This window comes from Pseudonocardia hydrocarbonoxydans (assembly GCF_006539565.1).
Lineage (GTDB): Bacteria > Actinomycetota > Actinomycetes > Mycobacteriales > Pseudonocardiaceae > Pseudonocardia > Pseudonocardia hydrocarbonoxydans.
Window position 1 is genome coordinate 247,623 of sequence record NZ_BJNG01000001.1, and the last position, 25,183, is coordinate 272,805.

A 25,183-nucleotide genomic window follows, 5' to 3' on the forward strand; every position below is an offset into this window, starting at 1 on the left:
GTGGACGTCCTGCTCGACGGGCTGGTGGAGGCGCTGCGACTGTTGGCCACCGGGGACGAGGACACCTGGGCGATCACCGCGCTCACCCTGCGGGTGTCGCTGGGCGCCACCGCGGTGGCGCTGCTGGTGGGCGTCCCGCTGGGCACGGCGGTCGCGGTCGCGCGGTTCCCCGGCCGCCGGGTGCTGCTGGCCGGGGCGAACACCGGCATGGGCCTGCCGCCGGTCGTCGTCGGGCTGTTCGTCACGGTGCTGCTGTGGCGCAGCGGCCCGCTCGGGGCGTTCGGGCTGCTCTACACCCCCGCCGCGATGGTGATCGCCCAGGCCGCGATCGCGACGCCGGTCGTCGTCGCACTGGTGGCGGTGGCGCTGCAGCAGGTCGACCCCGACTTCCGGGTGCAGATGCAGGCACTGGGTGCCACCCCGCTGCGGGCGCACCTGGCGCTGCTGGCCGAGGCCCGGCTGCCGTTGCTGGCGGCCGCGATGGCCGCGTTCGGGGCGGTGGTCAGCGAGGTGGGCGCGGCGCAGATGGTCGGCGGGAACCTGGTCGGGCAGACCCGCGTGCTCACCACGGCCGCGGTGCTCGCCACCAGCCGCGGCCAGTTCGCGCTGGCGATCGCGTTCGGGCTGATCCTGCTGCTGATCGCCTTCGCGGTGAACCTGGTGCTGACGGTGGTGCAGCAGCGCACCGCGGTGCCGCGGTGAGCATCGGCTGCCGGGACCTGCGGGTGCGGGCCGGGCACCGGGAGGTGCTGCACGTCGACGCGCTGGACGTCGCCGACGGCTCGACGCTGGCGGTGCTGGGGCCCAACGGCGCGGGCAAGTCGACGCTGCTGCGTGCGCTGGGCCTGCTCCTGCCGCCGCGCCGGGTCACCGGCGAGGTGCTGCTCGACGGGCGCCCGGCGACGGTCGACGGGATGCGGTCGGCGGTGGCGGCGGTCCTGCAGCGCCCGATCCTGCGCCGGGGCACCGTGGCGGCCAACGTCGCGAGCGGGTTGCGGCTGCGCGGCGCCGGGCGAGCCGGGTCCCTGGCCCGGGTGGCGCCCTGGCTCGACGCGCTGGGCGTGGCCCACCTCGCGGCCCGCGACGCCCGCACCCTGTCGGGCGGGGAGGCGCAGCGGGTGAGCGTCGCGCGGGCCCTGGCCGTCGGGCCGCGGGTGCTGCTGCTCGACGAGCCGTTCGCGGCGCTGGACGCTGCGACCCGGGCCGACCTGCTCGCCGACCTGCGCGCGGTCCTGGACGGGCGGCGGACCGCCACCGTGCTGGTCACCCACGACCGGAACGAGGCACGCGCACTGGCGACGCGCACGGCGCTGCTGGTCGGCGGCCGGGTCCGGGGGCTCGGGCCGACCGCGGAGGTGCTGGACCGGCCGGTCGACGAGGACACCGCGCGGCTGCTCGGCTTCACCAACCTGCTGCCGCCCGACGGCGACGGGCCACGGCGGGTGGCGCGCCCCGAGGACTGCCGGGCCGGGCCGGACCCCGTCGCCGGTGCGGTGCGGGGCACGGTCCGGCGCGTGGTCGGGCTGGGCGAGGTCACGCGCGTCGACGTCGACACCGCGGCCGGGCCGGTGATGTGCCTGCACCCCGGCCCGGCCCCGGCGGTGCCGTCCCCGGGGGGCGCGGCGCACGTCGTGGCGAGCGCGACCCGGGCGCTCGGCGACGGGGTCGACCCGGTCAGGCCGCCAGCATCTCCAGCCCCGGGTACGGGCGGATCCGCGGGCCGGGTCCGGTCGGGCCGCCCGCGGTGAGCAGCGCGGGCAGCTCGGAGCCGCCGCGCCGTGCCGCCTGCGCGGCCGGGGCGCCCACCTCGCGCGCGGCGGCCGTCACGAGCCGGGTGAGCGGGGCGCGCACCGGGACCCGCGGACGCCCGACGGCCACCAGCACCGCGAGCGCCGCGAGCGCCGCGGCCACCACCGCCAGCACCGGCACCGTGGCCAGCGCGACCGGCAGCCCGGAGTGCTCGGCCAGGAACCCGATGACCGGCGGGCCGCCGAGCAGCCCGCTGTAGCCGACGGTCGAGGCCAGCGCGACACCGCCGGACCCGCCCAGCGCCCCGGCCCGGGCGATGGTCACCGGGAACAGGTTGGCGAACCCCAGCCCGACCAGTACGAACCCGGCCAGCGCGACCGGCGCCGACGGTGCGACGAGGGCGAGCGCCATCCCGGCGGCGGCGAGCAGCGCGCCGCCGGTGAGCAGGCGGGTCTCGCCGAACCGGACCAGCAGCCGGCACCCGGCCAGCCGCCCTGCCGCCATGGCCAGGGAGAACCCGGCGTACCCGGCGGCGGCCAGGCCCGCGGACGCCCCGAGGCTCTGCGTCAGGTGCAGTGCACCCCAGTCGGTGAGCGCCCCCTCGCCGAAGGCGGTGCAGCCCGCGATCACCCCGAGCAGCACGACGGGCACCCGGGTGCGGCCCACCGGCCGCCCGGCCACGACGGCGTCGGGCGCGGGGGCGGTGCCGAGACGGCGCAGCCCGCCCGCGGTGGCGGCGGCCACGATCAGGCCCGCGGTACCGACGGCGGTCAGGTGCGCCGCGACCCCGAGGGAGCCGGCGAGCAGCCCGCCCGCCGCGGCCCCGGCGAGCCCGCCGAGGCTGAAGGCGGCGTGCAGTGCGGGCAGCATCGGGCGTCCGGCCCGGGCCTCGACCTGCACCCCCGCACTGTTGACGGCCACGTTGAGCAGCCCCGTCGCCGCGCCGAAGACGACCAGGGCGGCGCCGAGCACCGGCACGGACCCGGCGGTCCCGGGCAGTGCCACGGCGAGGGCGGAGAGCACGGCGCCGGCCGTCGTGACGCGCCCGGCGCCGAAGCGGGCGCACAGGACACCGGCCGGCTGCATGCCGGCCAGCGCCCCGACCGACAGGCACAACAGCGCCGCGCCCAGGGTGGCGTGCGTGGCGCCGACGGCGGCGGTCACGTCCGGGATGCGGGCGGCCCAGCTGCCGAACAGCAGCCCGTCGAGGGCGAAGACACCGGCGACGGCGCCGGCGGGGGAGGGCGCGCGCAGGCGCGCGGGGAGGAAGGACATCGGGGGGACCTCTGGCCGGGCGGGGCGCGCGTGCGGCGGCTGTTGCCGCAGCGGGGCCCGGCGGGTGTCGCGGGCGGTCGGAGGAAGGACGCACGACCGCGTGCGTCGCGCTCCATGGTGCGGCCCGACCACCCCCGAGAGGCAAATCCCCCGCAGGTGAGAACCCTCACGATCGATTCAGAACAGGCGGGCGAGGTGTCCGTCGAGATCGGGCAGGCCGGAGGTGTCGATCAGCAGGTCGCGCTCCAGCACCTCGCGCAGCTCGGCCGGGGAGCCCAGCTCACGGCGCTGCGACGGCCCGCCGAGGCGGTGCACCGCGAGCGTCCGGCCGCCGAGGGCGTAGCGGCGGTCGGCCGCGGCCCGCGCGGCGATCAGCCCGGTGACGAAGCCGGACCGCGGGTGGCGCGAGACGTAGAAGTTGCTCACCTCGTAGTCCGCCGCCGGCGTCGGGACCTGGTCGAACCGGTAGAGCGGGCGCCACTGTCCGCCGATCAGCGACTGCAGCTCGTGGATCCCGCCGTCGCGGCGCAGCCGGAACGGCTCGTGCGGCGTCGCCTGCTCGACGTCGGGCTCGAGCGCGAGCACGCCGGTCAGCGTCTGCCCGCCGAACCCCACGTCGACGACGTGCGGCCCCTCCGGCAGGTCGACGCGCAGCAGCATGTGGCTGCGCGGGCCGGGCGGTGCCTCGGGCCCGGCGCCCCAGACCACCCGGGCGGACAGGCCGGTCGTGCGGTAACCCAGGTCGTCGAGGACCCGGCGCAGCAGCGCGTTGTGCTCGAAGCAGTAGCCGCCGCGGCGGGCGTCGACGAGCTTGGCGGTGAGAGCGGCGGGATCGAGGTCGACCTCGATCCCGGTCCAGCTGTCGAGGTTCTCGAAGGGGATGCTGCGGGTGTGGGCCGCCGCGATCGCGCGCAGCCCGGCGAGGTCCGGGACGGCCGGGGCCGGGATGCCGATCCGGGCGAAGTAGCGCTCGTTCACGGACGCGAGCGTGCCCCCTCGACCCGGGTGCAGGTCAAGGGCCGGTCGCGTGCAGGCTCTGCGCGCGGACCTCGGTCAACCGGTCGTCGGCTCCAACAACCACGGGTGCAGGCTGCGGTACCCGCGCACCGCCACCGGGCGCAGGGCGCGCACCCGGAACCGCGGGTCGCCGTCCAGCGCGGCGGCGACCGCGTCGTCGACGAGCACGGAGTCCGGTCGGGCGTGGGTCGTCAGCCGGGAGGCGATGTTGACGACCTCGCCGTACACGTCGCCGTAGCGGGTGAGCACGGGGCCGGCGGCGAGCCCGATGCGCAGCTGCGGCAGGGCGTCCTCGGCGCGGACCCGTTCCTGCAGGCCCAGCGCGATCGCGGCCGCGTCGGCGGCCGCGTCGGCGACGAAGAGCACCTCGTCACCGACGGTCTTGACGATCCGGCCGCGCCCCTCGGCGATCACCTCGGTGGTGGTGGAGCCGAACCGTTCGATCATCTCCGACAGCTCGTCGGCCGAGCGCCGCCGCGTGGTGCGGGTGAAGCCGACCATGTCGGCGAACCCGACGACCAGCGGCCAGGTGTCGCTGCCGTCGCCTGCGGGGGTGGCCAGCACGCGGTGCACGGTGGCGGCCAGGTGGCGGCGCCACACGTAGCTCTGCAGCTGCTCCAGGGCCGGGATCACCGCGGCCGCGACCTGCAGGGACTCCACCGGCGTCAGGTCCTCGTCGTGGCCCTCCAGCAGCCTGCGCAGCATCCCGACCTGCCACTCGGCCAGTCGCGACATCGACTGCGCCACCGCACGGGCGACGGCCTCGCGCACCTCGGGTTCCAGCACGCCCGCCTCGGTGAGGCCCGCCATCAGCCGGACGGCGGCGACGTCCTGGTCGGTGAACAGCACCTCGTCGTCGCCGACCTCGGCGAACCCGAGCGAGCGCCACAGCCTGCGGCCCTCGTCGGGGTCGAGGTCGGCGGCCTCCGCCAGCCCGGCGCGCGTGTAGCGCCGGGGCGCGCCGAGCACGATCTCCTCGACGGCCTCGTCCAGCGGGGCGTCACCGGCCAGGTGACGGACGACGGCGCCGTTGAAGAGCCGCCCGACGCCGGCCAGGAAACGGCTCCCGCGCCCCACCCTCAGGTCGTGTGGACGATGAGCACGTCGACGCCCGAGCGGCGCGCGACGTCGGACGGGACCGAGCCGAGGATCCGGCCCGACAGCGTGTTGAGGCCGCGGTTGCCGACGACGAGCAGGTCGGCCTTCGCGTCCTCGGCCGCGGCGCGGAGCACCTCGACCGGGTTGCCGTCGGCGGCGACGGTGCGGATCGTCCTGGCGCCTGCCGCCACCGCGCGCTCCTCGGCGGTGCGCAGCGTCTCCTCCGCCGGGGTCCAGCCGACGACGAGGTAGGCCTCGTCCTTGAGCGCGTCCTCGGCGCTCGCGGTGTCGTCGCGCCCGGCCGGGCTGTAGGCGCACACGATGACCAGCTCGGCGCCGCTGTCGGCGGCCACCGCCGCGGCACGGTCGACCGCGGCGAGGGAGGTGTCGGAGCCGTCGGTGCCGACGACAATGGTGCGGTACGCGGACATGGGTGCCTCCGTCTCGGGGACCGTCAGGTTACTCCCGGTAGCACTCGGTTGCCGCACCACCTCCCTCACCCGTTCGGGGCAGCCTCGCTGTGTCGCAGCCGGGGCAGCACGGCGGGCCCGACGAGCCTGCGGCGCAGCGTGGCGTCGGCGGCCCCGAACAGCGCGGCCATCGCCGCGAGCGTGCCGCGCAGGTCGTCGCGGCCGGAGAGGTAGGCGCGGCGGTGCCGGTCGGGCAGGCCGAAGAACACCTCGAAGAACGGGGCGACCTCCGCCGGGGGCATCCGCAGCAGGGCCTCCAGCCCGATGCCCCGTACGTGGTGGACCACCCGGGCGGCGGGCGGCCAGACGGTGGCCCCCGCGGCGCCCGGGCGGCGGGCCAGCGCGCGGGCGACGGCGGGGGCCAGCCCCAGCGCCGTGGCCAGGCTGTACCCGCTGGCCGGGTGCACCAGCGGGGCGGCCGCCCCGAAGCCGAGCACGTGCCCGCGGTGCCGGGGCCGGTCGAGCGGGAAGGACACCTTCTCCATGGCGGCCCCGGGCGGCACGGTGACCCCGTGGTGGCGCAGGCGGGCGAGCAGGCGCCTGCGCAGGACGGGCAGCGGCAGGCCGGGGCGCCGGGCGAGCGAGGTCTCCTCGAGCAGCACCCGGTCGCCGTCCAGCGGGATCGCGTAGAGGAACGTCGGGGCGCCGGGCTCGCCGTGGTCGGGACGCCAGTCCATGAACAGCGCCTCGCCGGGGGCCACGACGGGCCGGGCCGCGGCGGCGTCGACGACGACGCCGTAGGCGGTCTGCTCGGCGGGCACCCGGGCCCGCACCGGCCGGGCGTCCAGGGGCTGGGCGCGCCCCCCGGCGTCGACGACCGCGCCCGCGCGCAGGACGGTGCCGTCGGCGAGCGCGACGGTGCCCGCCGCGGGGGCGGCCACCGCCCGTCCCGCGCGGACCCGCACGCCACCGCGGGCGAGCCGGTCGTCGAGGTGGGTGCGCAGCGCCGCCACGTCGAGCACGGCGTAGACGCGGTCGAGCCGGTGCTCGGTCAGCGCGATCGCCCGGCCCGCGGCGCGCGCGGAGACGACGTGTCCGGGCAGGCCGGCCAGCTCGTCGTCCCAGGCCCCGTAGGTGGCGGGCCACGGCCGGTCCGGCGCCGGGTCGAGCAGGGTGGTGCGCAGGCCGAGCGCCCCGCACTCCGCGGCCAGCGCCCGGCCGGCCGGGCCGCCGCCGACGACCAGCACGTCGTCGGTGGGGGTCATGACGCAGTTCTACCGGTGATCGCCGGACGGGGGGCCGCTAGCGTCTGGTCCGTGAGCGATCCGACAGCCAGTGCCCGGACCGCGCGACGGTCGGGCCCGGGGGAGTCCGGGGCCGGGCTGGCGACCGGCCCGTTCCGCGTCGACCGCGACCGGATCGTCGCCTCGCCGTTCTTCGCCCGGCTCGCCGGGGTGACCCAGGTCGTCAGCCCGGCCGGGGCCGGGCTGCTGGTGCACAACCGGCTCACGCACTCGTTGCAGGTGGCGCAGGTGGCGCGCGCGATCGCCGAACGGGTGCCCGACTGCGACCCCGACGTCGTCGAGGCCGCCGCGCTCGCCCACGACCTGGGGCACCCGCCGTTCGGGCACCTCGGCGAGCAGGTGCTCGACCGGCTCGCCCGCGGGCGGCTCGGGCTGCCCGACGGGTTCGAGGGCAACGCCCAGAGCTTCCGGATCGTCACCACGATCGACCTGCACGGGCCGACCGGCAACGGCCTGGACCTCACCGCCGCCGTCCGCGCAGCGATCCTCAAGTACCCGTGGACCCGTCGCGGCCATCCCGACCCGCACCCGTCCCGGGCCGCGCTGCCCCCGCGCGGCGGCGGCCCGCTGCCCGGCGAGCCGGACGCGGGATCGGCGAAGTTCTCCTGCTACGAGACCGAGCTCGACGACCTGCGCTCGGCCCGCGCGGCGTTCCCCGACACCGGGCCGTGGCGCCAGACCGTCGAGGCCGCCGTGATGGACACCGCCGACGACATCGCCTACGCCATCCACGACCTGGAGGACTTCCACCGCGTCGGGGTGCTCCAGCAGGCCGGGGTGGCCGCCGAGCTCGCCGGGTGGCGCCGCCACGCCGGGACGTCCGGGCCGGGTTCCGGGCTGGAGGCGCTGCGCCGGCGCCTGGCGGACAAGGACGGCTGGGCCTACCACGACGACCTGTTCGCCGCGGCCGTCGACCGGGTCCGCGACGAGCTGGTCGACGGCCTGCTGGGCGTCGCGTTCGACGGGTCGATGGCCGCGGAGCGCGCGGTGGCGGAGTTCTCCGCGCGGTGGACCGCCCGGCTCGCCGCGGGGGTCGTCCGCGACCCCGACCCGCCGGTCCGCTCCGGTCCCGTCGCACTGGCCGGCGCGCAGTGGCACGAGGTGGCGGTGCTGAAGTTCGTGCACCAGCGGTTCGTCCTGGGCCGCGCCGACCTCGCCTCCTACCAGCGGGGGCAGGGCACCGTGCTCACCGCGCTGGTCGGGGCGCTGGCGGACTGGCTCGCCGACGACGACGCCCCGCGGCTGCCCCCGCGCCTGCACGACCTCGCCGAGCTGGCCCGCAGCCAGGGCGCGCCGCTGGAGCAGGCCAGGGGCCGCGCGGTCATCGACTACACCGCGAGCCTGACCGACGGCCAGGCCGGTGCCCTGCTCGACGTGCTGACCGGCCGCAACGGGCGGCTCTGGACCGACGCCGCGGTGCTCTGATACCCGGACCGGTCAGACCGCGCCGAGCGTGCCGGTGGAGAGGATCCCGCCGTCCACGCGCACGGTCTCGCCCGTCATCCAGCCCGCCGCGTCGGAGACGAGGAAGCCGACGACGTTCGCGATGTCCTCGGGCTCGCCCAGGCGCTTGAGCGGGTAGGGGGCGCTGGCCTTCTCCTCGCCCTCGGCGTAGAGGGCGGCGGCGAACTTCGTCTTGACGACGGCGGGCGCCACCGCGTTGACCCGGATCTTCGGGCCGAGCTGCCAGGCCAGCTCCTCGGTGAGCCGGATCAGCGCCGCCTTCGAGGCCCCGTAGGCGGGGATGACGCCGTTGGAGCGCAGGCCGGCCACCGAGGCGACGTTGACGACCGCGCCGCCGTGCTCGGCCATCCACGCGCGGTAGGCGAGCTGCACGTAGGCGAGCGTGGCGACGACGTTGGTGTCGAAGGTCTTGCTGACGGCCCCGAGGTCGGCGTCCATGAGGAAGCCGTAGGTGGGGTTGATGCCGGTGTTGTTGATCAGGATGTCCAGGCTGCCGAAGCGCTCGACGGTCTGCGTGACCGACGCCTCGCGCGACTCCGCCGACCCGGCGTTGGCGGCGACCGCCAGCACCCGGGCCGGGTCGCTGCCGGCACCCAGCTTCTCCGCGGCCGCGTTCAGCTCGTCGATCTTGCGGGCGGTGATCGTCACCGAGGCACCGCGCGTCAGGAGCTCGGCGGCGATGGCGTAGCCGATGCCGCGGCTGGCCCCGGTGACGAGTGCGGTGCGGCCGGCGAGGCTGGTGAGATCAGTCATGCGCCGACCCTACTTCGGGAATCCGTTCGGCCCGGCCGGTACTCTGGGGCCGTGATCCGGATCGGGTAGCGGCCGTCTTCGGCCCACGTCCCCCCGAGCTCTGGAGTCCTCCTCGTGATCACCGCCTCCGACCTGGAACTGCGTGCCGGGTCCCGGATCCTGCTGTCCGGGGCCACGCTGCGCGTCCAGCCCGGCGACCGGATCGGGCTCGTCGGGCGCAACGGCGCCGGCAAGACCACCTCGATGCGGGTGCTCGCGGGCGAGGGCGAGCCCTACGGCGGCGGCGTGCACGCCAACAGCCCTGTCGGCTACCTGCCGCAGGACCCCCGCGAGGGCGACCTGCTGGTCACGGCGAAGGACCGCGTCCTGTCCGCCAAGGGTCTCGACGTGATGCTGCGCCAGATGGAGAAGGCGCAGAACGCGATGGCCGAGCTGGTCGACGGCGCGGCCAACGACAAGGCGGTGCGCGACTACGGCCGCATCGAGGAGCGCTTCTCCGCGCTCGGCGGGTACGCCGCGGAGAGCGACGCCGCCCGCATCTGCGCGCACCTGGGCCTGCCCGACCGGATCCTGCACCAGCAGATCGCCACGCTCTCGGGCGGCCAGCGGCGCCGGGTCGAGCTCGCGCGCATCCTGTTCTCGGCCACCGACGGCGGAGCGTCGAGCAACACCACGCTGCTGCTCGACGAGCCCACCAACCACCTCGACGCCGACTCCATCACCTGGCTGCGCTCGTTCCTCCAGAACCACGACGGCGGCCTCGTGGTGATCAGCCACGACACCGACCTGCTCGCCGACGTCGTCAACAAGGTGTGGTTCCTCGACGCCACGCGCGGCGAGGTCGACACCTACAACATGGACTGGAAGCGTTACCAGGAGGCGCGGGCCACCGACGAGAAGCGCCGCCGCCGCGAGCGGGCCAACGCCGAGAAGAAGGCCTCGGTGCTGCACACCCAGGCGCTGAAGATGGGCGCGAAGGCCACCAAGGCCGTCGCCGCGAAGAACATGGCCCGCCGGGCCGACCAGCTGCTCGCCGGTCTGGAGCCCGAGCAGCAGCACGACCGCGTCGCGAAGATTCGCTTCCCGGACCCGGCGCCGTGCGGGAAGACCCCGCTCACCGCGGAGGGGCTGAGCAAGGCGTTCGGGTCGCTGGAGGTGTTCACCGGGGTCGACCTCGCCGTCGACCGCGGGGCGAAGGTCGTCGTGCTGGGGCTCAACGGTGCGGGCAAGACCACGCTGCTGCGGCTGCTCGCGGGCACCGAGCGGGCCGACGCGGGCGACGTGCTCCCCGGTCACGGGCTGCGCGTGGGCTACTTCGCCCAGGAGCACGAGACGCTCGACCCCGACGCCACCGTCTGGGAGAACATCCGCCACGCCTCGCCCGACACCGGCGAGCAGCAGCTGCGCACGGTGCTCGGCACGTTCATGTTCTCCGGCGAGCAGCTCCAGCAGCCCGCCGGCACGCTCTCGGGCGGGGAGAAGACCCGCCTCGCGCTGGCCGGTCTGGTGTCCAGTGCCGCCAACGTGCTGCTCCTCGACGAGCCCACCAACAACCTCGACCCGGCCAGCCGCGCCCAGGTGCTCGACGCCCTGCGCCGGTTCACCGGTGCCGTCGTGCTGGTCTCGCACGACCCCGGGGCGGTGGAGGCGCTGGACCCGGACAAGGTCATCGTGCTGCCCGACGGCACCGAGGACCTCTGGTCGGCCGACTACCTGGAACTCGTCCAGTTGGCCTGAACGGGCGATCATGGCCCCGTCCGCACCACCCGAACGCCGGTGTGACGCGGCTCTCCTCCTCGTGGGGCGTCGACCGGGTGACGGCCCGGTGGCGTCGGGGTGACGCTGCGGCGTCGAGCAGCCGGAGATGATCACCCGTACGCGTGGTCCGTTCGGGCGAACCGCTCACCGATCATCGAATGGATCTCCTGTTCCCGGTCATCGCGCTGGACGATCATTGATCCACCGGGGGGCCGGACGATCCCCTTCCGCGGGGCGACCCGCGGGACGGCAACGAGGAGGCGCGACGTCATGCCCGACCTGAAGAAGGGCGCCCGCATCACGGGCACCCAGCGCGACAAGCTCGCGGGCGACCTGAAGAAGAAGTACGAGAAGGGCGCCAGCATCCGGGCCCTCGCGGAGTCCACGGGCCGGTCCTACGGCTTCGTGCACCGCGTGCTGTCCGAGACCGGCGTCACCCTGCGCGGGCGCGGCGGGGCCACGCGCACCAAGAAGAAGTAGCCCTACTCGGGGGTAGCCTGCCGGCATGACCCTCGCGGAATCCGACCTCCTGCAGCGCGGTGGGCTGGCCCTGGACGTCGACGGCGCCCGGGCCACCATCACGCTGTCCCGTCCCGACTCGCTCAACGCGCAGACCCCGGACACGTGGGCGGCGCTGGCCGCGATCGGGGAGTCCCTCGGCGACGACGTGCGCGTGGTCGTCGTCCGAGGGGCGGGTCGGGCGTTCTCGGCGGGGCTCGACCGCAGCCTGTTCACGCCCGCGCCCGGGCGGCCCGGCATCGCCGCGCTGGGCACGATGCCGCCCGACGAGGCGGACCTGACGATCGCGGGCTACCAGGCCGGGTTCTCCTGGTTGCGTGATCCGGCACGCGTCACGATCGCCGCGGTGCAGGGGCACGCGATCGGCGGCGGGTTCCAGCTCGCGCTGGCGTGCGACCTGCGGGTCGTCGCCGACGACGTGCAGTTCTGCATGGCCGAGCCCGCGCTGGGCATCGTGCCCGACCTCGGCGGCACCCACCCGCTGGTGCGCGCCGTCGGGTACGCCCGCGCGGTCGAGATCTGCCTGACCGGACGCCGGGTCGGCGCCGAGGAGTCGGTGCGGATCGGCCTCGCCCTGCGCTCGGTACCGCCCGCCGAGCTGGACGCGGCGGCCGACGAGCTCGCCACCGCCCTCGTCGGGGCCCCGCGGGAGGCCGCGGCCGAGACCCTGCGCCTGCTCGCCGGCGTCGCCGACGGGCTGGATCCCGCCGCGGCGCTGGCGGCGGAGCGGGCGGCCCAGGTCCGCCGCCTGCGCTCCCTCGCTGCCGGCACCGGCTGAGGCGCCCCCCGCCCGGGCCCGACCCCGTCCCGCGTCGCACGGCTTCCGGCGCGTCGCAGAGGCTGCACCCTGTGCGACGGGCGGCGTGGCGTGCGACGGGTGGGGTCGGGTCGCGGGCCGGGGTGGGGGCCGGTAGGGAGTAGTCCGGGGCCGGACGGTGTTCGGTCCGGTGGCGCCGGTGTCGGGAGGTGGTCGTGGAACGGCCTGTGGGGATGATGCGCAGGGTGGCGTCCGGGGTGGACGCACCGCGCTCGGTCGCGCCCGGCACCATCGGCCGCATCTGGCGGTTCGCCGCCCCGTACCGGCGCTGGCTGCTGACCTTCCTGCTGCTCACCGTCGTGATGGCGACGATCGGGGTCGCGACGCCGGTGCTCGCGGGGCAGGTCGTCAACGCGATCGTGGCGGGCGGCGACGCCTCCGCGGCCGCCGCCACCGTCGTCGGGCTGGCGGCGGGGATCGCGGCACTGGCGGTCCTGGAGGCCGTCACGGGGCTGGTGTCGCGGTGGTTCTCCTCCCGGATCGGGGAGGGTCTGATCGTCGACCTGCGCAAGGCCGTGTTCACCCACGTCCAGAAGATGCCGGTCGCGTTCTTCACCCGCACCCGCACCGGGGCGCTGGTCAGCCGGCTCAACAACGACGTCATCGGGGCACAGTCGGCGATCACCTCGACGCTGGCCACGGTGCTGTCCAACTCCATCCAGCTGATCCTCGCCCTCGGTGTGATGATCACCCTCGCCTGGCAGGTCACGCTGCTGGCCCTGTTGCTGCTGCCGGTGTTCGTGCTGCCCGCCCGCCGGATGGGGCGCACCATCGCCGACCTGCGCCGCGAGTCGGCCGACCTCAACGCCGGCATGAGCACGCAGATGACCGAGCGGTTCTCCGCGCCCGGAGCCACCCTCGTCAAGCTGTTCGGCCGCCCCGACGAGGAGGCCGCCGAGTTCGGCGCCGTCGCCGAGCGCGTGCGCGACATCGGGGTGCGCACCGCGATGGTGTCGCGCGTGTTCGTCACCGCGCTGTCGCTGGTCTCGGCGCTGGCGCAGGCGCTGGTCTACGGCCTGGGCGGCTACCTCGCGGTCACCGGTGTGATCGAGCCCGGCACCGTCGTCACCCTGGCCCTGCTGCTCACCCGTCTCTACACCCCGATGACGGCACTGGCCAACGCCCGCGTCGACGTCATGACCGCGCTCGTGTCGTTCGAGCGGGTCTTCGAGGTGCTCGACCTCGAACCGATGATCCGCGAGCGGCCCGACCCGGTCCCGCTGCCCGCGGGGCCGGTCACCGTCGCCCTGCGCGACGTCCGGTTCGGCTACCCCGGCGCCGAGGACGTGTCGCTGGCGTCGCTGGAGGAGGTGGCGGTGCTCGACCAGCGGCCCAGCGAGGAGGTGCTGCACGGCGTCGACCTGGAGGTCGGGGGCGGGCAGCTGCTGGCGCTGGTCGGGTCGTCGGGGGCCGGGAAGTCGACGATCGCCTCGCTCGTCCCGCGCCTGTACGACGTCGACTCGGGTGCGGTGACGCTGTCCGGCGTCGACGTGCGCGACCTGGGCTTCGCCGACCTGCGCGGCGCGGTCGGCGTGGTCACCCAGGACGGGCACCTGTTCCACAGCTCGATCGGCGACAACCTGCGCTACGCGAAACCGGACGCGAGCGACGCCGAGATCGTCGACGCGCTGCGCCGCGCCCGCCTCGGCGATCTGCTCGAGGGCCTGCCCGACGGGCTCGACACCGTCGTGGGGGAGCGCGGCTACCGGCTCTCCGGCGGCGAGCGCCAGCGGCTGACGATCGCGCGGCTGCTGCTGGCCCGCCCGCGGGTGGTGATCCTGGACGAGGCGACGGCGCACCTGGACTCGGAGTCGGAGTCGGCGGTGCAGGAGGCGCTGGTGGAGGCCCTGTCCGGGCGCACGGCGATCGTCATCGCGCACCGGCTCTCCACGGTGCGCCGGGCCGACCGGATCGCGGTCGTCGAGCACGGGCGGATCGTGGAGAGCGGCACCCACGACGAGCTGATCGCGGCCGGCGGCCGGTACGCGGTGCTGCACCGCACGCAGTTCGCCCAGGACACCGCCCCCGCCCCCGCCGCCGTCGACGACGGGGTCGAGTGCGGCATCGACGGCTGCACCGTGCGCCACCGCGAGGAGCACGTCGTCGGCTGAGGCCGACGGCGGGTCAGCGGCGCACCGCCGCCTCGACGAGGTCCAGGACCGGGCCCAGGTCGTCGGCGGACAGGCCCATCGCCAGGTGCGACACCAGGCCCTCCATCACCAGCTCCAGGTACTGCGCGAGGACGGCGACGGGCACGTCGTCGCGCACGGCGCCCGCGCGGGCCTGCCGCTCCAGGCGGGCGCGGGTGGCCCGGGTCAGGGCCGCGGAGTGCGCGCTCCAGCGCTCGCGGAACTCCGGCTCGGTGCGCAGCCGCCGCGACACCTCCAGGCGGGTGCCCAGCCAGCTCCGCTCGTCGACGGGGTCGGTGAGCAGGTTGCGCATGACCTGCACCAGCCCGTCGGCGGCGACGACGTCGGCCATCCGCTCGGCGTCCTGCTCGGCCAGGGCCAGGAACAGGGCGTCCTTGTCGCGGAAGTAGTGGAAGATCGCGCCGCGGGACAGCCCGGTGGACTGCTCGAGCCGCCGGACGGTGGCGCCCTCGTAGCCGTGGCGGGCGAAGCAGGTGCGGGCCCCGTCGAGGATCTCCTGGCGCCGCGCCGCGAGCTGGTCGGTGCTGACGCGGGGCATCGCACCACCCTAGCCACCCAGACGTACGTACGGCTTGGGACCGACGTCATGGGTTCGTTCGCCACAAGCACCTGCGCGACGCCCGGACCGCGGGTAGCGTCGTTCCGCGTGACCCAGGACGTGACGTCGGGGGCCGCCGCGCCGGCGCCCACCCCGGATCCGCCGGACCCGGGCCCGTCGGTGCTGCACGACTGCGCCGACGCGGAGGCCTACGTCGCGTCGGTGTGCTTCAAGCACGGCCCCCCGCGGCTGATCGGCGTCGAGCTCGAATGGCTGCTGCACCGCAGGGCCGTCCCGGACGCCCCGCTCGACGCCGAGCGCCTCGTGGCCGCGCTGGGCCCGCACGCCCCCCGCACGCTGAACCCCACATCGCCCGCCGAGCCCCTCCCGGCCGGCTCCACCATCACCGTCGAACCCGGCGGGCAGGCCGAACTGGCCAGCCCCCCGCTGGCCGATCTCGGTCTGCTGCTCGACACCGTCCGCGCCGACGGCGCCGCCCTGCTGGGCCGCCTCGCCGCCCACGGCCTGTACCCGCACCCGCGCGCCGCCGACCCCCTGCGCCCGCCGGTCCGGCTGTTGCAGGTGCCGCGCTACCGCGCGATGGAGCAGTCCTTCGACCGGATCGGGCCCTACGGCCGCAGCGCCATGTGCTCCACCGCGGCCGTGCAGGTCTGCCTCGACACCGGCGAGGGCGCCGACGTCGCGCGGCGCTGGGCCGCGGTGCACGCCGTCGGCCCGGTGCTGCTGGCCGCGTTCGCCAACTCGCCCGTGCTGCACGGGCGGCGGACCGGCTGGAAGTCGTCGCGCTGGGCGGCCTGGCTGGCGTGCGACCCCGCCCGGACCGGGGCCCCACCGCCGTCCGACACCGACCCGGACCGCGACCCCGCACCGGCCTGGGCCCGGCGGGTGCTGGCCAGCCCGCTGCTGTGCGTCCGCCGGGAGGGCAGCTGGGCCGTGCCGCGCGGGGTGACCTTCCGCGACTGGGTGGACGGCGCCCTGCCGACCCCGCCGACCACCGCCGACCTCGACTACCACGTGTCCACGCTGTTCCCCCCGGTCCGGCCGCACGGGTTCCTGGAGGTCCGCTACGTCGACGCCCAGGCCGGGGACGGGTGGGCGCTGCCCACCGCGGTGCTGGCGGCGCTGCTGGCCGCGCCCGCCACCGTCGACCGGGTGCTGGAGCTGTGCGAGCCCGCCCGCGGGCGCTGGGTGTCCGGCGCCCGGCACGGCCTCGACGACCGGGTGCTCGCCCGCGCCGCCGCCGCCGTGTTCACCCTGGCGCTGGAACGGCTACCCGGTCTCGGTGCGCCGCGCCGCGTGCTCGACGCGCTCACGACCATGACCGAGCGGCACGTGCTGCGCGGCCGATGTCCCGCCGACGACCCGGCACCCGGCGACCGCGACGCCGTCACCGCCCCCCGGCTCGAGCCGGGGATCTCCGGAGGGGAGACCGCATGACCACCCTCGCCGAGGGCGACAGCCCCGAGGCACTGCGCACCCGCGTGGCCGGCCTGCTGGCCGCGGCCCGGGCGCGCAGCACCGCGCTGACCGACGCCGTCGACGAGGCCGACCTGGTGGCCCAGCACTCCCCGCTGATGTCGCCGCTGGTCTGGGACCTCGCGCACATCGGGAGCCAGGAGGAGCTCTGGCTCGTGCGGGACGTCGGCGGCCGCGAGCCGCTGCGCCCCGAGATCGACGGCCTCTACGACGCCTTCCAGCACTCCCGCGCCAGCCGCGTCACGCTGCCACTGCTCACCCCGCCCGAGGCCCGGACCTACGTGGCCGAGGTCCGGGACAAGGCCCTCGACGCGCTGCACCGCAGCCCGCTGTCGGGGCGGCGCCTGGAGCGCGACGGGTTCGCGTTCGGGATGATCGTGCAGCACGAGCAGCAGCACGACGAGACGATGCTCGCCACCCACCAGCTGCGCACCGGAGCCCCGGTGCTGCACGCGCCGGCCCCGCCGCCGGGCCGGACGCCGTCGGCCCGCGAGGTGTACGTGCCGGCCGGGCCGTTCGAGATGGGCACCTCGGTCGAGCCGTGGGCCCTGGACAACGAGCGCCCCGCGCACGCCGTCCACGTCGACGCCTTCTGGATCGACACCGCACCGGTCACCAACGGCGCCTACGCCGAGTTCGTCGACGCCGGCGGCTACGACGACCCGCGCTGGTGGAGCGCGGCCGGGTGGCGCCACCGGCTCGACGCCGGGCTGAGCGCCCCCCAGTTCTGGGAGCGCGACGGCTCCGGCACCTGGTACCGCCGCCGCTTCGGGGTGCTCGCGCCGGTCGTGCCCGACGAGCCGGTGGTGCACGTCTGCTTCCACGAGGCCGACGCCTACGCGCGCTGGGCCGGCCGCCGGTTGCCCACGGAGGCGGAGTGGGAGAAGGCGGCCCGCCACGACCCGGCCACCGGCCGCTCGCGCCGCTACCCCTGGGGCGACGAGGAGCCGACCGAGCGGCACGCCAACCTCGGCCAGCGCCACCTGCAGCCCGCCCCGGTGGGGGCCTACCCGGCGGGTGTGTCGGCGCTGGGGGTGCACCAGCTCGTCGGCGACGTCTGGGAGTGGCTGTCCTCCGGCTTCGAGGCCTACCCGGGCTACGAGACCTTCCCGTACCCGGAGTACTCGGAGGTGTTCTTCGGCGGCGACTACCGGATGCTGCGCGGCGGCTCCTTCGGCACCGACCCGTCGGCGGTGCGCGCCACGTTCCGCAACTGGGACCACCCGGTCCGGCGGCAGATCTTCGCCGGCTTCCGGTGCGCCCGCGACGCCGGGCCCCGCGACGACCGGCCCCTCGGCGACCGGCCCCTCGGCGGCGGAGCGGTGGCGTAGCGGAGGGTGTGCCGGCATCTGGCCTATCTCGGGCCACCGGTGACGCTGTCGTCGCCGGTGCTCGACGCGCCGCACTCGCTGCGCCACCAGTCCTACGCCCCCACCGACATGCGCGGCGGGGGCACGGTCAACGTCGACGGCTTCGGCGCGGGCTGGTACCCCGAACCGGGCGGCGACGCCCTGCGCTACCGCAGCGCGACCCCGATCTGGGCCGACGACTCCTTCGCCGCGCTGGCCGCCGCCACCCGCACGACGGCCCTGCTCGGAGCCGTCCGCTCGGCCACCACGGGCATGCCCGTGACGCCCGCCGCCAACGCCCCCTTCGTCGACGGGCGGTGGCTGTTCAGCCACAACGGCCGCGTCGCGGGCTGGCCGGACGCGGTGGCCGCGCAGGCGGCGCAGCTGCCGGTGACCGATCTGCTCACCCTCGACGCCCCGACCGACTCCGCGCTGCTGTGGGCGCTGGTGCGGCGCAGGCTGCGCGCGGGGGAGGACCCGGCCGCCGTGCTCGCGGGCGTCGTCACCACGGTGGCCGCGGCGGCCCCCGGATCGCGGCTGAACCTGCTGCTCACCGACGGCGCCACGATCTGGGCCACCGCCTGGGACCACGCCCTGTCGCTGCGCGTCGACGACGGCTGCGCGCTCGTCGCGTCCGAACCGCTCGACGACCACCCCTCCTGGACCGGGGTGCCCGACCGGCACCTCGTGGTCGCCCGCCCGGGCGACCACCGCACGGAACCGCTTCTGACGACAACGGGAGTCCGATGAGTGCCCAGCACGCCCTGCTCGACGTCCACCTCACCGACGGCGACGCCGACCGCGCCCTGCGCGCCGACGCCGCCGCCGGGCTGACCGCCGTGCCCAAGTCGCTGCCGCCGAAGTGGTTCTACGACGCCCGCGGCAGCGCGCTGTTCGAGAAGATCACCGAGCTGCCCGAGTACTACCCGACGCGCACGGAGGCGGCGCTGCTCACCCACAGCGTCGACGAGATCGCGGCGGCGTCGGGCGCGGAGACCCTCGTCGAGCTGGGGTCGGGGTCGTCGTCGAAGACCCGCCTGCTGCTGGACGCGTTCGGGCGCACCGGCACGCTGCGGCGCTACGTGCCCCAGGACGTCAGCGAGTCGGCGCTGCGCCTGGCCATGGACGCGCTCGCCCTCGACTACCCCGACCTGGAGCTGCACGGCGTCGTCGGCGACTTCACCCGGCACCTCGACCGGCTCCCGCGCGGGGGGCGGCGCATGGTCGCGTTCCTGGGCGGCACCATCGGCAACCTCACCCGCGACGAGCGCTACGCCTTCCTCGCCCAGCTGCGGGAGGTGCTGGAGCCGGGGGAGCAGCTGCTGCTGGGCACCGGGCTGGTCGTCGAGGAGTCGGTGATGGTGCCGGCCTACGACGACGCCGCGGGGGTCACCGCGGAGTTCAACCGCAACGTGCTGCACGTGCTCAACCGCGAGCTCGGGGCCGACTTCGACGTCGACTCCTTCGCGCACAGGGCGCTGTGGGACGCGGAGAACAGCTGGATCGAGATGCGGCTGGTGGCGCAGCGGGCGATGACGGTGCGGCTCGCGGAGCTGGACCTGACCGTCGAGTTCGCCGAGGGGGAGGAGATGCGCACCGAGATCTCCACGAAGTTCCGGCCCGACGGGGTGGCCGAGGCGCTGGAGGCCACGGGCTGGGCGGTCGCCCACACCTGGACCGACCCGGACGCCCGCTTCGCCCTGACCCTGGCCACCGCGGTCTGACCCCCGCCCTCCCGCGAGTCGGGACGTGGCTGCGCACGAGTCGGTGCGTGGCTGCGACCGGGTCGGGGTGTGGACGCGACCGGGTCGGGGTGTCGTCGCGCGACGGGACCCCGACCCGCGGGGTGGTGGGGCAGGATCGGGGGCGTGAGCACCGACTGGCGCACGGACGGGGTCCGGGTCATCCCCGCCGACTCCCTGGACACGAACACCGCGCAGACCCCCGGCATGAACCGCGCCGCCGCGGTCACGCACGCGCGGGCCGGCGCGGAGAAGCTGTGGGCGGGCACTGTCACCATCCATCCCGGTGCCCGCACCGGCGCGCACCACCACGGCGAGCTGGAGAGCGTCATCTACGTGGTGCGCGGCCGGGCGCGGATGCGCTGGGGCGAGCGCCTGGAGTTCACCGCCGAGGCGGGCCCCGGCGGGTTCATCTTCGTGCCGCCGTGGGTGCCGCACCAGGAGATCAACGCCCTCGACGACGAGCCGCTGGAGTGCGTGCTGACCCGCAGCGGCCAGGAACCGGTGGTGGTGAACCTCGACATCGAGGGCGTGGCGCAGCCGGAGCCGGTGCGCTGGGTCGACCCGCTGCACGGGAGCTGAGCCGCACGGCTCCGCCGGTGGGCCCGCCCCGCCCCTTCGATGTCAGCGAATCATTGACACGACGGACCGACAACGAGTCGTGGACGCCGGACCCACCCCGCGTACGCCGTCCACGCGTTCACGTACGGCGTACACGGCGATCGGGGGCCGTCCGTCGCAGCTCGGACCGACCGGAGATCGCCGGGGCGGGCGGTGTACTAGTACAGGGGTGGCGAGGACGGGATCCGCGGCGATCACCGCGGAGCTGCGCAGGCGGATCGTGTCCGGCACGCCGGCGCCGGGGGAGCGGGTGCCCTCGACGCGGGCGATCGCGCGCGAGTGGGGTGTCGCGATCGCCACGGCGAGCCGCGTGCTGGCGACGCTGCGGGCCGAGGGGCTGGTGCGGGTCGTGCCGGGGGTCGGGACGGTCGTCGCCGAGCCCTCCGCCGGCGCGGCGGACCGCACCGACGCCCCGGCCGGGTCCGTGCCGCCGTGGGTCCGGGCCGGGGGGCCCGCGGCGGAGCCGGCGCGGGTGCTGGGCCCGGACCGGATCGTCGAGGTCGCCGTCCGGGTGGCCGACGCCGAGGGTCTCGCCGCGGTGACCGTGCGCCGGGTCGCCGCCGAGCTCGGCGCCGCACCGATGGCCCTCTACCAGCACGTGGGCGGCAAGGACGAGCTGGTCGACCGGATGCTCGACGCCGCCCTGCGGGACGCGGTCCCCCCGGCCGAGGGCGCGGCGGGGTGGCGGCCCCGGGTCGAGTCGGCGGCCTGGGCGCTGTGGACGGCGGTCCGCCGCCGCCGGTGGGCGGCCGAGGCGCTGGCCACCGGGCGACCGGCGCCCGCGGACACGGTGTTCGAGCGGCTGACGACGGTCACGCCCGATCTGGCCCCGCCCGTCGCGGCCGACCTGCACCGCACCCTCGTCCACCTCGTCCGCGGGACGGCGGTCGGGTCCGACCCCGATCTCGACGCCCTGTTCGCGGCGGGCCTGCGCCTGCTCCTGGACGGCGTGGCGGTGCGGCTGGACCGCGAGGACGCCGCCGCCCGGTCCACCGCGCCGCCCTGGGCCCGGACCTGACCCCGGCCCGTCACCGACAGGCCCTCACGCGCACGGTCCGGTGCGGCGCACCGGCTGCAGCCCGTGCGACCGCCCGCTCCGCGTGCGCCACTCTCAGATGTCAATGAAACATTGACGCAACGGATCGGCAATGAATCGACGACGTCGCCGGACGGGCCCGGAGACGCCAACGGCCGCCGCCCCGTCGAGGAGCGGCGGCCGCCGGGGGAGAGGGGAGGACTAGCTGCGCAGCATGCCGCGCAGCACGTACTGCAGGATCCCGCCGTTGCGGTAATAGTCCGCCTCGCCAGGGGTGTCGATGCGGACGACCGCGTCGAACTCGACGGTCGACCCGTCGGTCTTCGTCGCGGTGACGGCGACCGTGCGCGGGGTGGAGCCGTCGTTCAGCGCGGTGATGCCGGCGATGTCGAAGGTCTCGGTGCCGTCGAGGTGCAGCGACGACGCCGACTCGCCCGCCGGGAACTGCAGCGGGATGACGCCCATGCCGATGAGGTTCGAGCGGTGGATGCGCTCGAAGGACTCCACGATCACGGCCCGCACGCCCAGCAGCGCCGTGCCCTTGGCCGCCCAGTCGCGCGACGAGCCCGAGCCGTACTCCTTGCCGCCCAGGACGACCAGCGGGGTGCCTGCGGCGGAGTAGTTCTGCGCGGCGTCGTAGATGAAGGCCTGCGGGCCGCCGTCCTGGGTGAAGTCGCGGGTGTAGCCGCCGCTCACCCCGCCGTCGACGATCGCGTCCAGCAGCTGGTTGCGCAGCCGGATGTTGGCGAACGTGCCGCGGATCATCACCTCGTGGTTGCCGCGCCGCGAGCCGAAGGAGTTGAAGTCCTTCTTCTCCACGCCGTTCTCGATGAGGTACTCGGCGGCGGGCGTGCCGGGCTTGATGGCCCCGGCGGGGGAGATGTGGTCGGTGGTGACCGAGTCGCCCAGCAGGGCCAGCACCCGCGCGCCGGAGATGTCGGTGACCGGCGACGGGTCGGGCGACATGCCGTCGAAGTACGGGGGCTTGCGCACGTAGGTGGACTGCGGGTCCCACTCGAAGGTCTTGCCCTCCGGCGTGGGCAGCGACCGCCAGCGCTCGTCACCCGCGAAGACGTCGGCGTAGCTCGAGCCGAACATCTCCTGGTCGATCGCGGAGTCGATGGTGTCCTGCACGTCCTTGGCCGAGGGCCAGATGTCGCGCAGGTATACCTCGGTGCCGTCGGTCGCGGTGCCCAGCGGCTGGTTGTCGAAGTCGAAGTCCATCGTGCCCGCGAGGGCGTAGGCAATGACCAGGGGCGGCGACGCCAGGTAGTTCATCTTGACGTCGGGGTTGATCCGGCCCTCGAAGTTGCGGTTGCCCGAGAGCACCGAGACCACCGTGAGGTCGGCCTCGTTCACCGCCGCGGAGATCTCGTCGGACAGCGGGCCCGAGTTGCCGATGCAGGTGGTGCAGCCGTAGCCGACCAGGTGGTAGCCGAGCTTCTCCAGGTACGGCCACAGGCCGGCCCGCTCGTAGTAGTCGGTGACGACCTTGCTGCCCGGCGCCATCGACGTCTTCACCCACGGCTTGACGGCGAGCCCGCGGTCCACCGCGTTCTTCGCCAGCAGCGCCGCGCCGAGCATCACCGACGGGTTGGAGGTGTTGGTGCAGCTGGTGATCGAGGCGATCACGACCGCGCCGTGGTCGAGCACGAACTCGCCGCGGGTCTCCGAGCGCACCGTGGTGGGCTTGGTCGGGCGGCCGTCGCAGCCGTCGGCCGCGGAGATCACGACCGGGGCCGCCTCGTCGTCGGCGAAGGAGAGCGCGGGCGCGTCGCTGGCCGGGAACGACTCGTCCGAGGACTCGTCGACGCCCGTGAGCGAGGCCTCGCCCGTGGCGTCGTCGGTGTAGTCGTGGATCGACTTGCGGAACGCCGACTTCGCGTCGGTGAGCTCGATCCGGTCCTGCGGGCGCTTCGGGCCGGCGATCGACGGGACCACCGTCGACAGGTCCAGCTCCAGGGTCTCGGAGAACACCGGCTCGCGGCTCGGGTCGTGCCAGAGGCCCTGCTCGCGGGCGTAGGCCTCGGTGAGCTCGAGCTGCTCGGCGGGGCGGCCGGTGAGCTTCATGTAGCGGATGGTCTCGTCGTCGATCGGGAAGATCGCGGCGGTGGAGCCGAACTCCGGGCTCATGTTGCCGATCGTGGCGCGGTTGGCCAGCGGCACCGCGCCGACGCCCTCGCCGTAGAACTCCACGAACTTGCCGACGACGCCCTGGCGCCGCAGCATCTCGGTGATCGTCAGCACGACGTCGGTGGCGGTGGCGCCCGGCGGGATCTCGCCGGTGAGCTTGAAGCCCACGACCTTCGGGATGAGCATCGAGACGGGCTGCCCGAGCATCGCGGCCTCGGCCTCGATGCCGCCGACGCCCCAGCCCAGCACGCCCAGGCCGTTGACCATCGTGGTGTGCGAGTCGGTGCCGACGAGCGTGTCGGGGTAGGCCTGCCCGTTACGGGTCATGACCACGCGCGCGAGGTGCTCGATGTTGACCTGGTGCACGATCCCGGTGCCCGGGGGGACGACCTTGAACTCGTCGAAGGCGCCCTGGCCCCAGCGCAGGAACTGGTAGCGCTCCTTGTTGCGGCCGTACTCGAAGTCGACGTTGCGCTCGAAGGCGTCCGGGGTGCCGAACACGTCGATGATCACCGAGTGGTCGATGACCAGCTCGGCGGGGGCGAGCGGGTTGACCCGGGCCGGGTCGCCGCCCAGCTCGGTGACGGCCTCGCGCATGGTCGCGAGGTCGACGACGCACGGCACGCCGGTGAAGTCCTGCATGATCACGCGGGCCGGGGTGAACTGGATCTCGGTGTCCGGCTCCGCCGACGGGTCCCATCCGGCGAGCGCGCGGATGTGGTCGGCGGTGACGTTGGCGCCGTCCTCGGTGCGGAGCAGGTTCTCCAGCAGCACCTTGAGGCTGAACGGGAGCTTCTCGGAGCCCTCGACGGCGGAGAGCCGGTAGATCTCGTGCTCGGCCCCGCCGGCCTGCAGGGTCCCTCTCGCTCCGAAGCTGTCGGTGCTGGCCACTGGTTGTCCTCCTGCGGTGGTGGGCGCGGGTTGCTCGGAGTCTCGCGTACCGCATCCGTGGCGGGTACGAGACCCCTCTCACCTCCAAACAGTACGCTTGTCCGGTTAAAACGGCAGGGCCGGGGTGACGATCACACTGACCCCGATGGAGTAGTTCGTGATCCGGGCGCGCGTGGCAACCGGATGGGTGACGACACCGGTGGCACAGTTCGGCGCGGTTCAACCGCCGAGTCAGGGAAGGTCGTCCGGTGCACAGGTCCGTTCGGGTGGTCGTGCTCGTCCTGCTGCTCGCCCTGCTCGGGGGAACGGCCCCCGCCCTGGCGCAGGAGCCGCCGCCCCCGCCGAACCCCAGCGACGACGAGCTGCGCAACAGCCAGCAGGCCGTGCAGGACCGGGCCGGGCAGTTCGGCGCGCTCACCGGCCGGCTCGCCGAGCTCGACGCGCAGGCCGACGACCTCGCCGCCGAGCTGGCCGGGCAGCGCGAGAACGCCGAGGCCGCACTCGTCGACCTGCAGGCGGCCGAGTCCGCCGCGGCGGAGGCCGGCGAGCGCGCCGCGGCCGCGCGCGTCGCCACCGACGCCGCCACCCTCGCCATCGACGAGGCCCGCGCCCGGCTCGACGACTTCGTCACCGCCACCTACCAGGAGGGTCTCGACACCGGCCCGCTCGGCCTGCTCACCTCGGCGCAGACACCCGAGGAGCTCGTCGCCCGCGCCGAGTTCACCGACCTGCTCGCCCGGGCCCAGCTCGCGGCCCAGGACGGGCTGGAGCGGGCGCGGGTCGACAAGGCCAACGCCGACTCCACCGCCCGCGCGCTGCTGGACGAGGCCCGGGCCCGCGAGGAGGAGGCGGCGCGGGCCAAGGACAGCGCCGACGCCGCGTACGCCGCGGCCGACGCCGCCGCCCGCGAGCAGGCGGCCCTGCTCGACGCGGTGCAGGCCGAGCGCGAGCAGGTCCAGGCCCAGCTCGATGCGGCCGTCGCCTCCGACGCCGGGCTGCGCGACCAGCGGGCCCGCTACGACGAGTGGCAGCGGGTGCTGGCCGAGCAGGAGGCCGCCCGCC

22 protein-coding genes are annotated in these 25,183 nt (G+C 75.4%); 14 read left to right on the forward strand and 8 right to left on the reverse strand.

The features are described 5' to 3' along the window. Positions 1-702, forward strand: coding sequence for an ABC transporter permease (locus PHY01_RS01125; protein ID WP_141276266.1), 702 nt, complete (start codon positions 1-3; stop codon positions 700-702). Then, positions 699-1,748 carry an ABC transporter ATP-binding protein gene (locus tag PHY01_RS01130; protein ID WP_141276267.1) on the forward strand — a complete coding sequence of 350 codons (1,050 nt, stop codon included), beginning with the start codon at positions 699-701 and terminating at the stop codon, positions 1,746-1,748. The genes PHY01_RS01125 and PHY01_RS01130 overlap by 4 nt, the downstream gene beginning before the upstream one ends. Here the strand turns inward: PHY01_RS01130 and PHY01_RS01135 are convergent. The 5 genes from PHY01_RS01135 to PHY01_RS01155 form a co-directional block, all read right to left on the reverse strand. Then, entirely contained in the window at positions 1,675-3,024 is a 1,350-nt protein-coding gene (locus tag PHY01_RS01135; protein WP_174824068.1) for an MFS transporter, read from the reverse strand. The genes PHY01_RS01130 and PHY01_RS01135 overlap by 74 nt on opposite strands. 177 nt (positions 3,025-3,201) lie before the next feature. After that, positions 3,202-4,002, reverse strand: a complete 801-nt coding sequence (locus PHY01_RS01140) for an arylamine N-acetyltransferase family protein (protein ID WP_170183589.1) — start codon at positions 4,000-4,002, stop codon at positions 3,202-3,204. A 75-nt stretch (positions 4,003-4,077) separates the two neighbouring features. Then, the gene (locus PHY01_RS01145; RefSeq protein ID WP_246085600.1) at positions 4,078-5,118 is read right to left on the reverse strand and encodes an adenylate/guanylate cyclase domain-containing protein; all 1,041 of its coding nucleotides are present in this window, start codon (positions 5,116-5,118) and stop codon (positions 4,078-4,080) included. A gap of 2 nt (positions 5,119-5,120) precedes the next feature. Then, on the reverse strand, positions 5,121-5,570 hold the full coding sequence (locus PHY01_RS01150; protein WP_141276269.1) for a universal stress protein: 450 nt from the start codon (positions 5,568-5,570) through the stop codon (positions 5,121-5,123). A gap of 65 nt (positions 5,571-5,635) precedes the next feature. Further along, the gene (locus tag PHY01_RS01155) at positions 5,636-6,814 is read right to left on the reverse strand and encodes a lycopene cyclase family protein (RefSeq protein WP_141276270.1); all 1,179 of its coding nucleotides are present in this window, start codon (positions 6,812-6,814) and stop codon (positions 5,636-5,638) included. A gap of 51 nt (positions 6,815-6,865) precedes the next feature. Here PHY01_RS01155 and PHY01_RS01160 point away from each other — a divergent pair, with 51 nt between their 5' ends. Further along, a complete protein-coding gene (locus PHY01_RS01160) occupies positions 6,866-8,278 on the forward strand; it encodes a deoxyguanosinetriphosphate triphosphohydrolase family protein (protein ID WP_141276271.1) in 1,413 nt (470 codons plus the stop codon). A 12-nt stretch (positions 8,279-8,290) separates the two neighbouring features. Here PHY01_RS01160 and PHY01_RS01165 read toward each other — a convergent pair whose 3' ends face one another. Continuing rightward, positions 8,291-9,070 (reverse strand): SDR family oxidoreductase, encoded by a 780-nt coding sequence (locus PHY01_RS01165; RefSeq protein WP_141276272.1) that lies wholly within the window; start codon positions 9,068-9,070, stop codon positions 8,291-8,293. Positions 9,071-9,184: 114 nt separating this feature from the next. Here PHY01_RS01165 and PHY01_RS01170 point away from each other — a divergent pair, with 114 nt between their 5' ends. The 4 genes from PHY01_RS01170 (at position 9,185) to PHY01_RS01185 (ending at position 14,275) form a co-directional block, all read left to right on the forward strand. Further along, positions 9,185-10,807: an ABC-F family ATP-binding cassette domain-containing protein gene (locus PHY01_RS01170; RefSeq protein ID WP_141276273.1), complete on the forward strand. Its 1,623-nt coding sequence runs from the start codon at positions 9,185-9,187 to the stop codon at positions 10,805-10,807. 291 nt (positions 10,808-11,098) lie between these two features. Beyond that, entirely contained in the window at positions 11,099-11,308 is a 210-nt protein-coding gene (locus PHY01_RS01175; protein ID WP_141276274.1) for a helix-turn-helix domain-containing protein, read from the forward strand. Between the two features lie 25 nt (positions 11,309-11,333). Further along, entirely contained in the window at positions 11,334-12,125 is a 792-nt protein-coding gene (locus PHY01_RS01180; RefSeq protein WP_141276275.1) for an enoyl-CoA hydratase/isomerase family protein, read from the forward strand. A 215-nt stretch (positions 12,126-12,340) separates the two neighbouring features. Continuing rightward, positions 12,341-14,275 (forward strand): ABC transporter ATP-binding protein, encoded by a 1,935-nt coding sequence (locus tag PHY01_RS01185; RefSeq protein WP_174824072.1) that lies wholly within the window; start codon positions 12,341-12,343, stop codon positions 14,273-14,275. Between the two features lie 13 nt (positions 14,276-14,288). Here PHY01_RS01185 and PHY01_RS01190 read toward each other — a convergent pair whose 3' ends face one another. Beyond that, on the reverse strand, positions 14,289-14,852 hold the full coding sequence (locus tag PHY01_RS01190) for a TetR/AcrR family transcriptional regulator (RefSeq protein WP_141276276.1): 564 nt from the start codon (positions 14,850-14,852) through the stop codon (positions 14,289-14,291). Between the two features lie 108 nt (positions 14,853-14,960). Here PHY01_RS01190 and egtA point away from each other — a divergent pair, with 108 nt between their 5' ends. From egtA to PHY01_RS01220, 6 genes are all read left to right on the forward strand, one after another. Continuing rightward, entirely contained in the window at positions 14,961-16,310 is a 1,350-nt protein-coding gene (egtA, locus tag PHY01_RS01195; RefSeq protein ID WP_246085602.1) for an ergothioneine biosynthesis glutamate--cysteine ligase EgtA, read from the forward strand. Continuing rightward, positions 16,307-17,680, forward strand: a complete 1,374-nt coding sequence (gene egtB, locus PHY01_RS01200) for an ergothioneine biosynthesis protein EgtB (RefSeq protein ID WP_141276278.1) — start codon at positions 16,307-16,309, stop codon at positions 17,678-17,680. The genes egtA and egtB overlap by 4 nt, the downstream gene beginning before the upstream one ends. Before the next feature lie 6 nt (positions 17,681-17,686). Continuing rightward, the gene (gene egtC / locus PHY01_RS01205) at positions 17,687-18,448 is read left to right on the forward strand and encodes an ergothioneine biosynthesis protein EgtC (RefSeq protein WP_141276279.1); all 762 of its coding nucleotides are present in this window, start codon (positions 17,687-17,689) and stop codon (positions 18,446-18,448) included. Next, positions 18,445-19,422, forward strand: a complete 978-nt coding sequence (gene egtD, locus PHY01_RS01210) for an L-histidine N(alpha)-methyltransferase (RefSeq protein WP_141276280.1) — start codon at positions 18,445-18,447, stop codon at positions 19,420-19,422. The genes egtC and egtD overlap by 4 nt, the downstream gene beginning before the upstream one ends. Before the next feature lie 144 nt (positions 19,423-19,566). Further along, entirely contained in the window at positions 19,567-20,022 is a 456-nt protein-coding gene (locus PHY01_RS01215; RefSeq protein ID WP_246085603.1) for a cupin domain-containing protein, read from the forward strand. A 208-nt stretch (positions 20,023-20,230) separates the two neighbouring features. Continuing rightward, a complete protein-coding gene (locus PHY01_RS01220) occupies positions 20,231-21,079 on the forward strand; it encodes a GntR family transcriptional regulator (protein WP_141276281.1) in 849 nt (282 codons plus the stop codon). Between the two features lie 219 nt (positions 21,080-21,298). On the opposite strand, the gene PHY01_RS01225 is transcribed toward PHY01_RS01220, so the two are convergent. Further along, entirely contained in the window at positions 21,299-24,121 is a 2,823-nt protein-coding gene (locus PHY01_RS01225; RefSeq protein ID WP_141276282.1) for an aconitate hydratase, read from the reverse strand. A 248-nt stretch (positions 24,122-24,369) separates the two neighbouring features. On the opposite strand from PHY01_RS01225, the gene PHY01_RS01230 reads away from it, so the two are divergent. Beyond that, positions 24,370-25,183: coiled-coil domain-containing protein (locus tag PHY01_RS01230; protein WP_507763224.1), on the forward strand; the 814-nt coding region annotated here is incomplete at its 3' end.

Excerpts from the sequence above, each read along its gene's own strand:
- PHY01_RS01135 (WP_174824068.1), bottom strand. The coding sequence starts at position 3,024 with ATGTCCTTCCTCCCCGCGCGCCTGCGCGCGCCCTCCCCCGCCGGCGCC.
- PHY01_RS01150 (WP_141276269.1), bottom strand. The coding sequence starts at position 5,570 with ATGTCCGCGTACCGCACCATTGTCGTCGGCACCGACGGCTCCGACACC.
- PHY01_RS01155 (WP_141276270.1), bottom strand. The coding sequence starts at position 6,814 with ATGACCCCCACCGACGACGTGCTGGTCGTCGGCGGCGGCCCGGCCGGC.
- PHY01_RS01165 (WP_141276272.1), bottom strand. The coding sequence starts at position 9,070 with ATGACTGATCTCACCAGCCTCGCCGGCCGCACCGCACTCGTCACCGGG.
- PHY01_RS01175 (WP_141276274.1), top strand. The coding sequence starts at position 11,099 with ATGCCCGACCTGAAGAAGGGCGCCCGCATCACGGGCACCCAGCGCGAC.
- PHY01_RS01180 (WP_141276275.1), top strand. The coding sequence starts at position 11,334 with ATGACCCTCGCGGAATCCGACCTCCTGCAGCGCGGTGGGCTGGCCCTG.
- PHY01_RS01185 (WP_174824072.1), top strand. The coding sequence starts at position 12,341 with ATGCGCAGGGTGGCGTCCGGGGTGGACGCACCGCGCTCGGTCGCGCCC.
- PHY01_RS01190 (WP_141276276.1), bottom strand. The coding sequence starts at position 14,852 with ATGCCCCGCGTCAGCACCGACCAGCTCGCGGCGCGGCGCCAGGAGATC.
- egtB (WP_141276278.1), top strand. The coding sequence starts at position 16,307 with ATGACCACCCTCGCCGAGGGCGACAGCCCCGAGGCACTGCGCACCCGC.
- egtD (WP_141276280.1), top strand. The coding sequence starts at position 18,445 with ATGAGTGCCCAGCACGCCCTGCTCGACGTCCACCTCACCGACGGCGAC.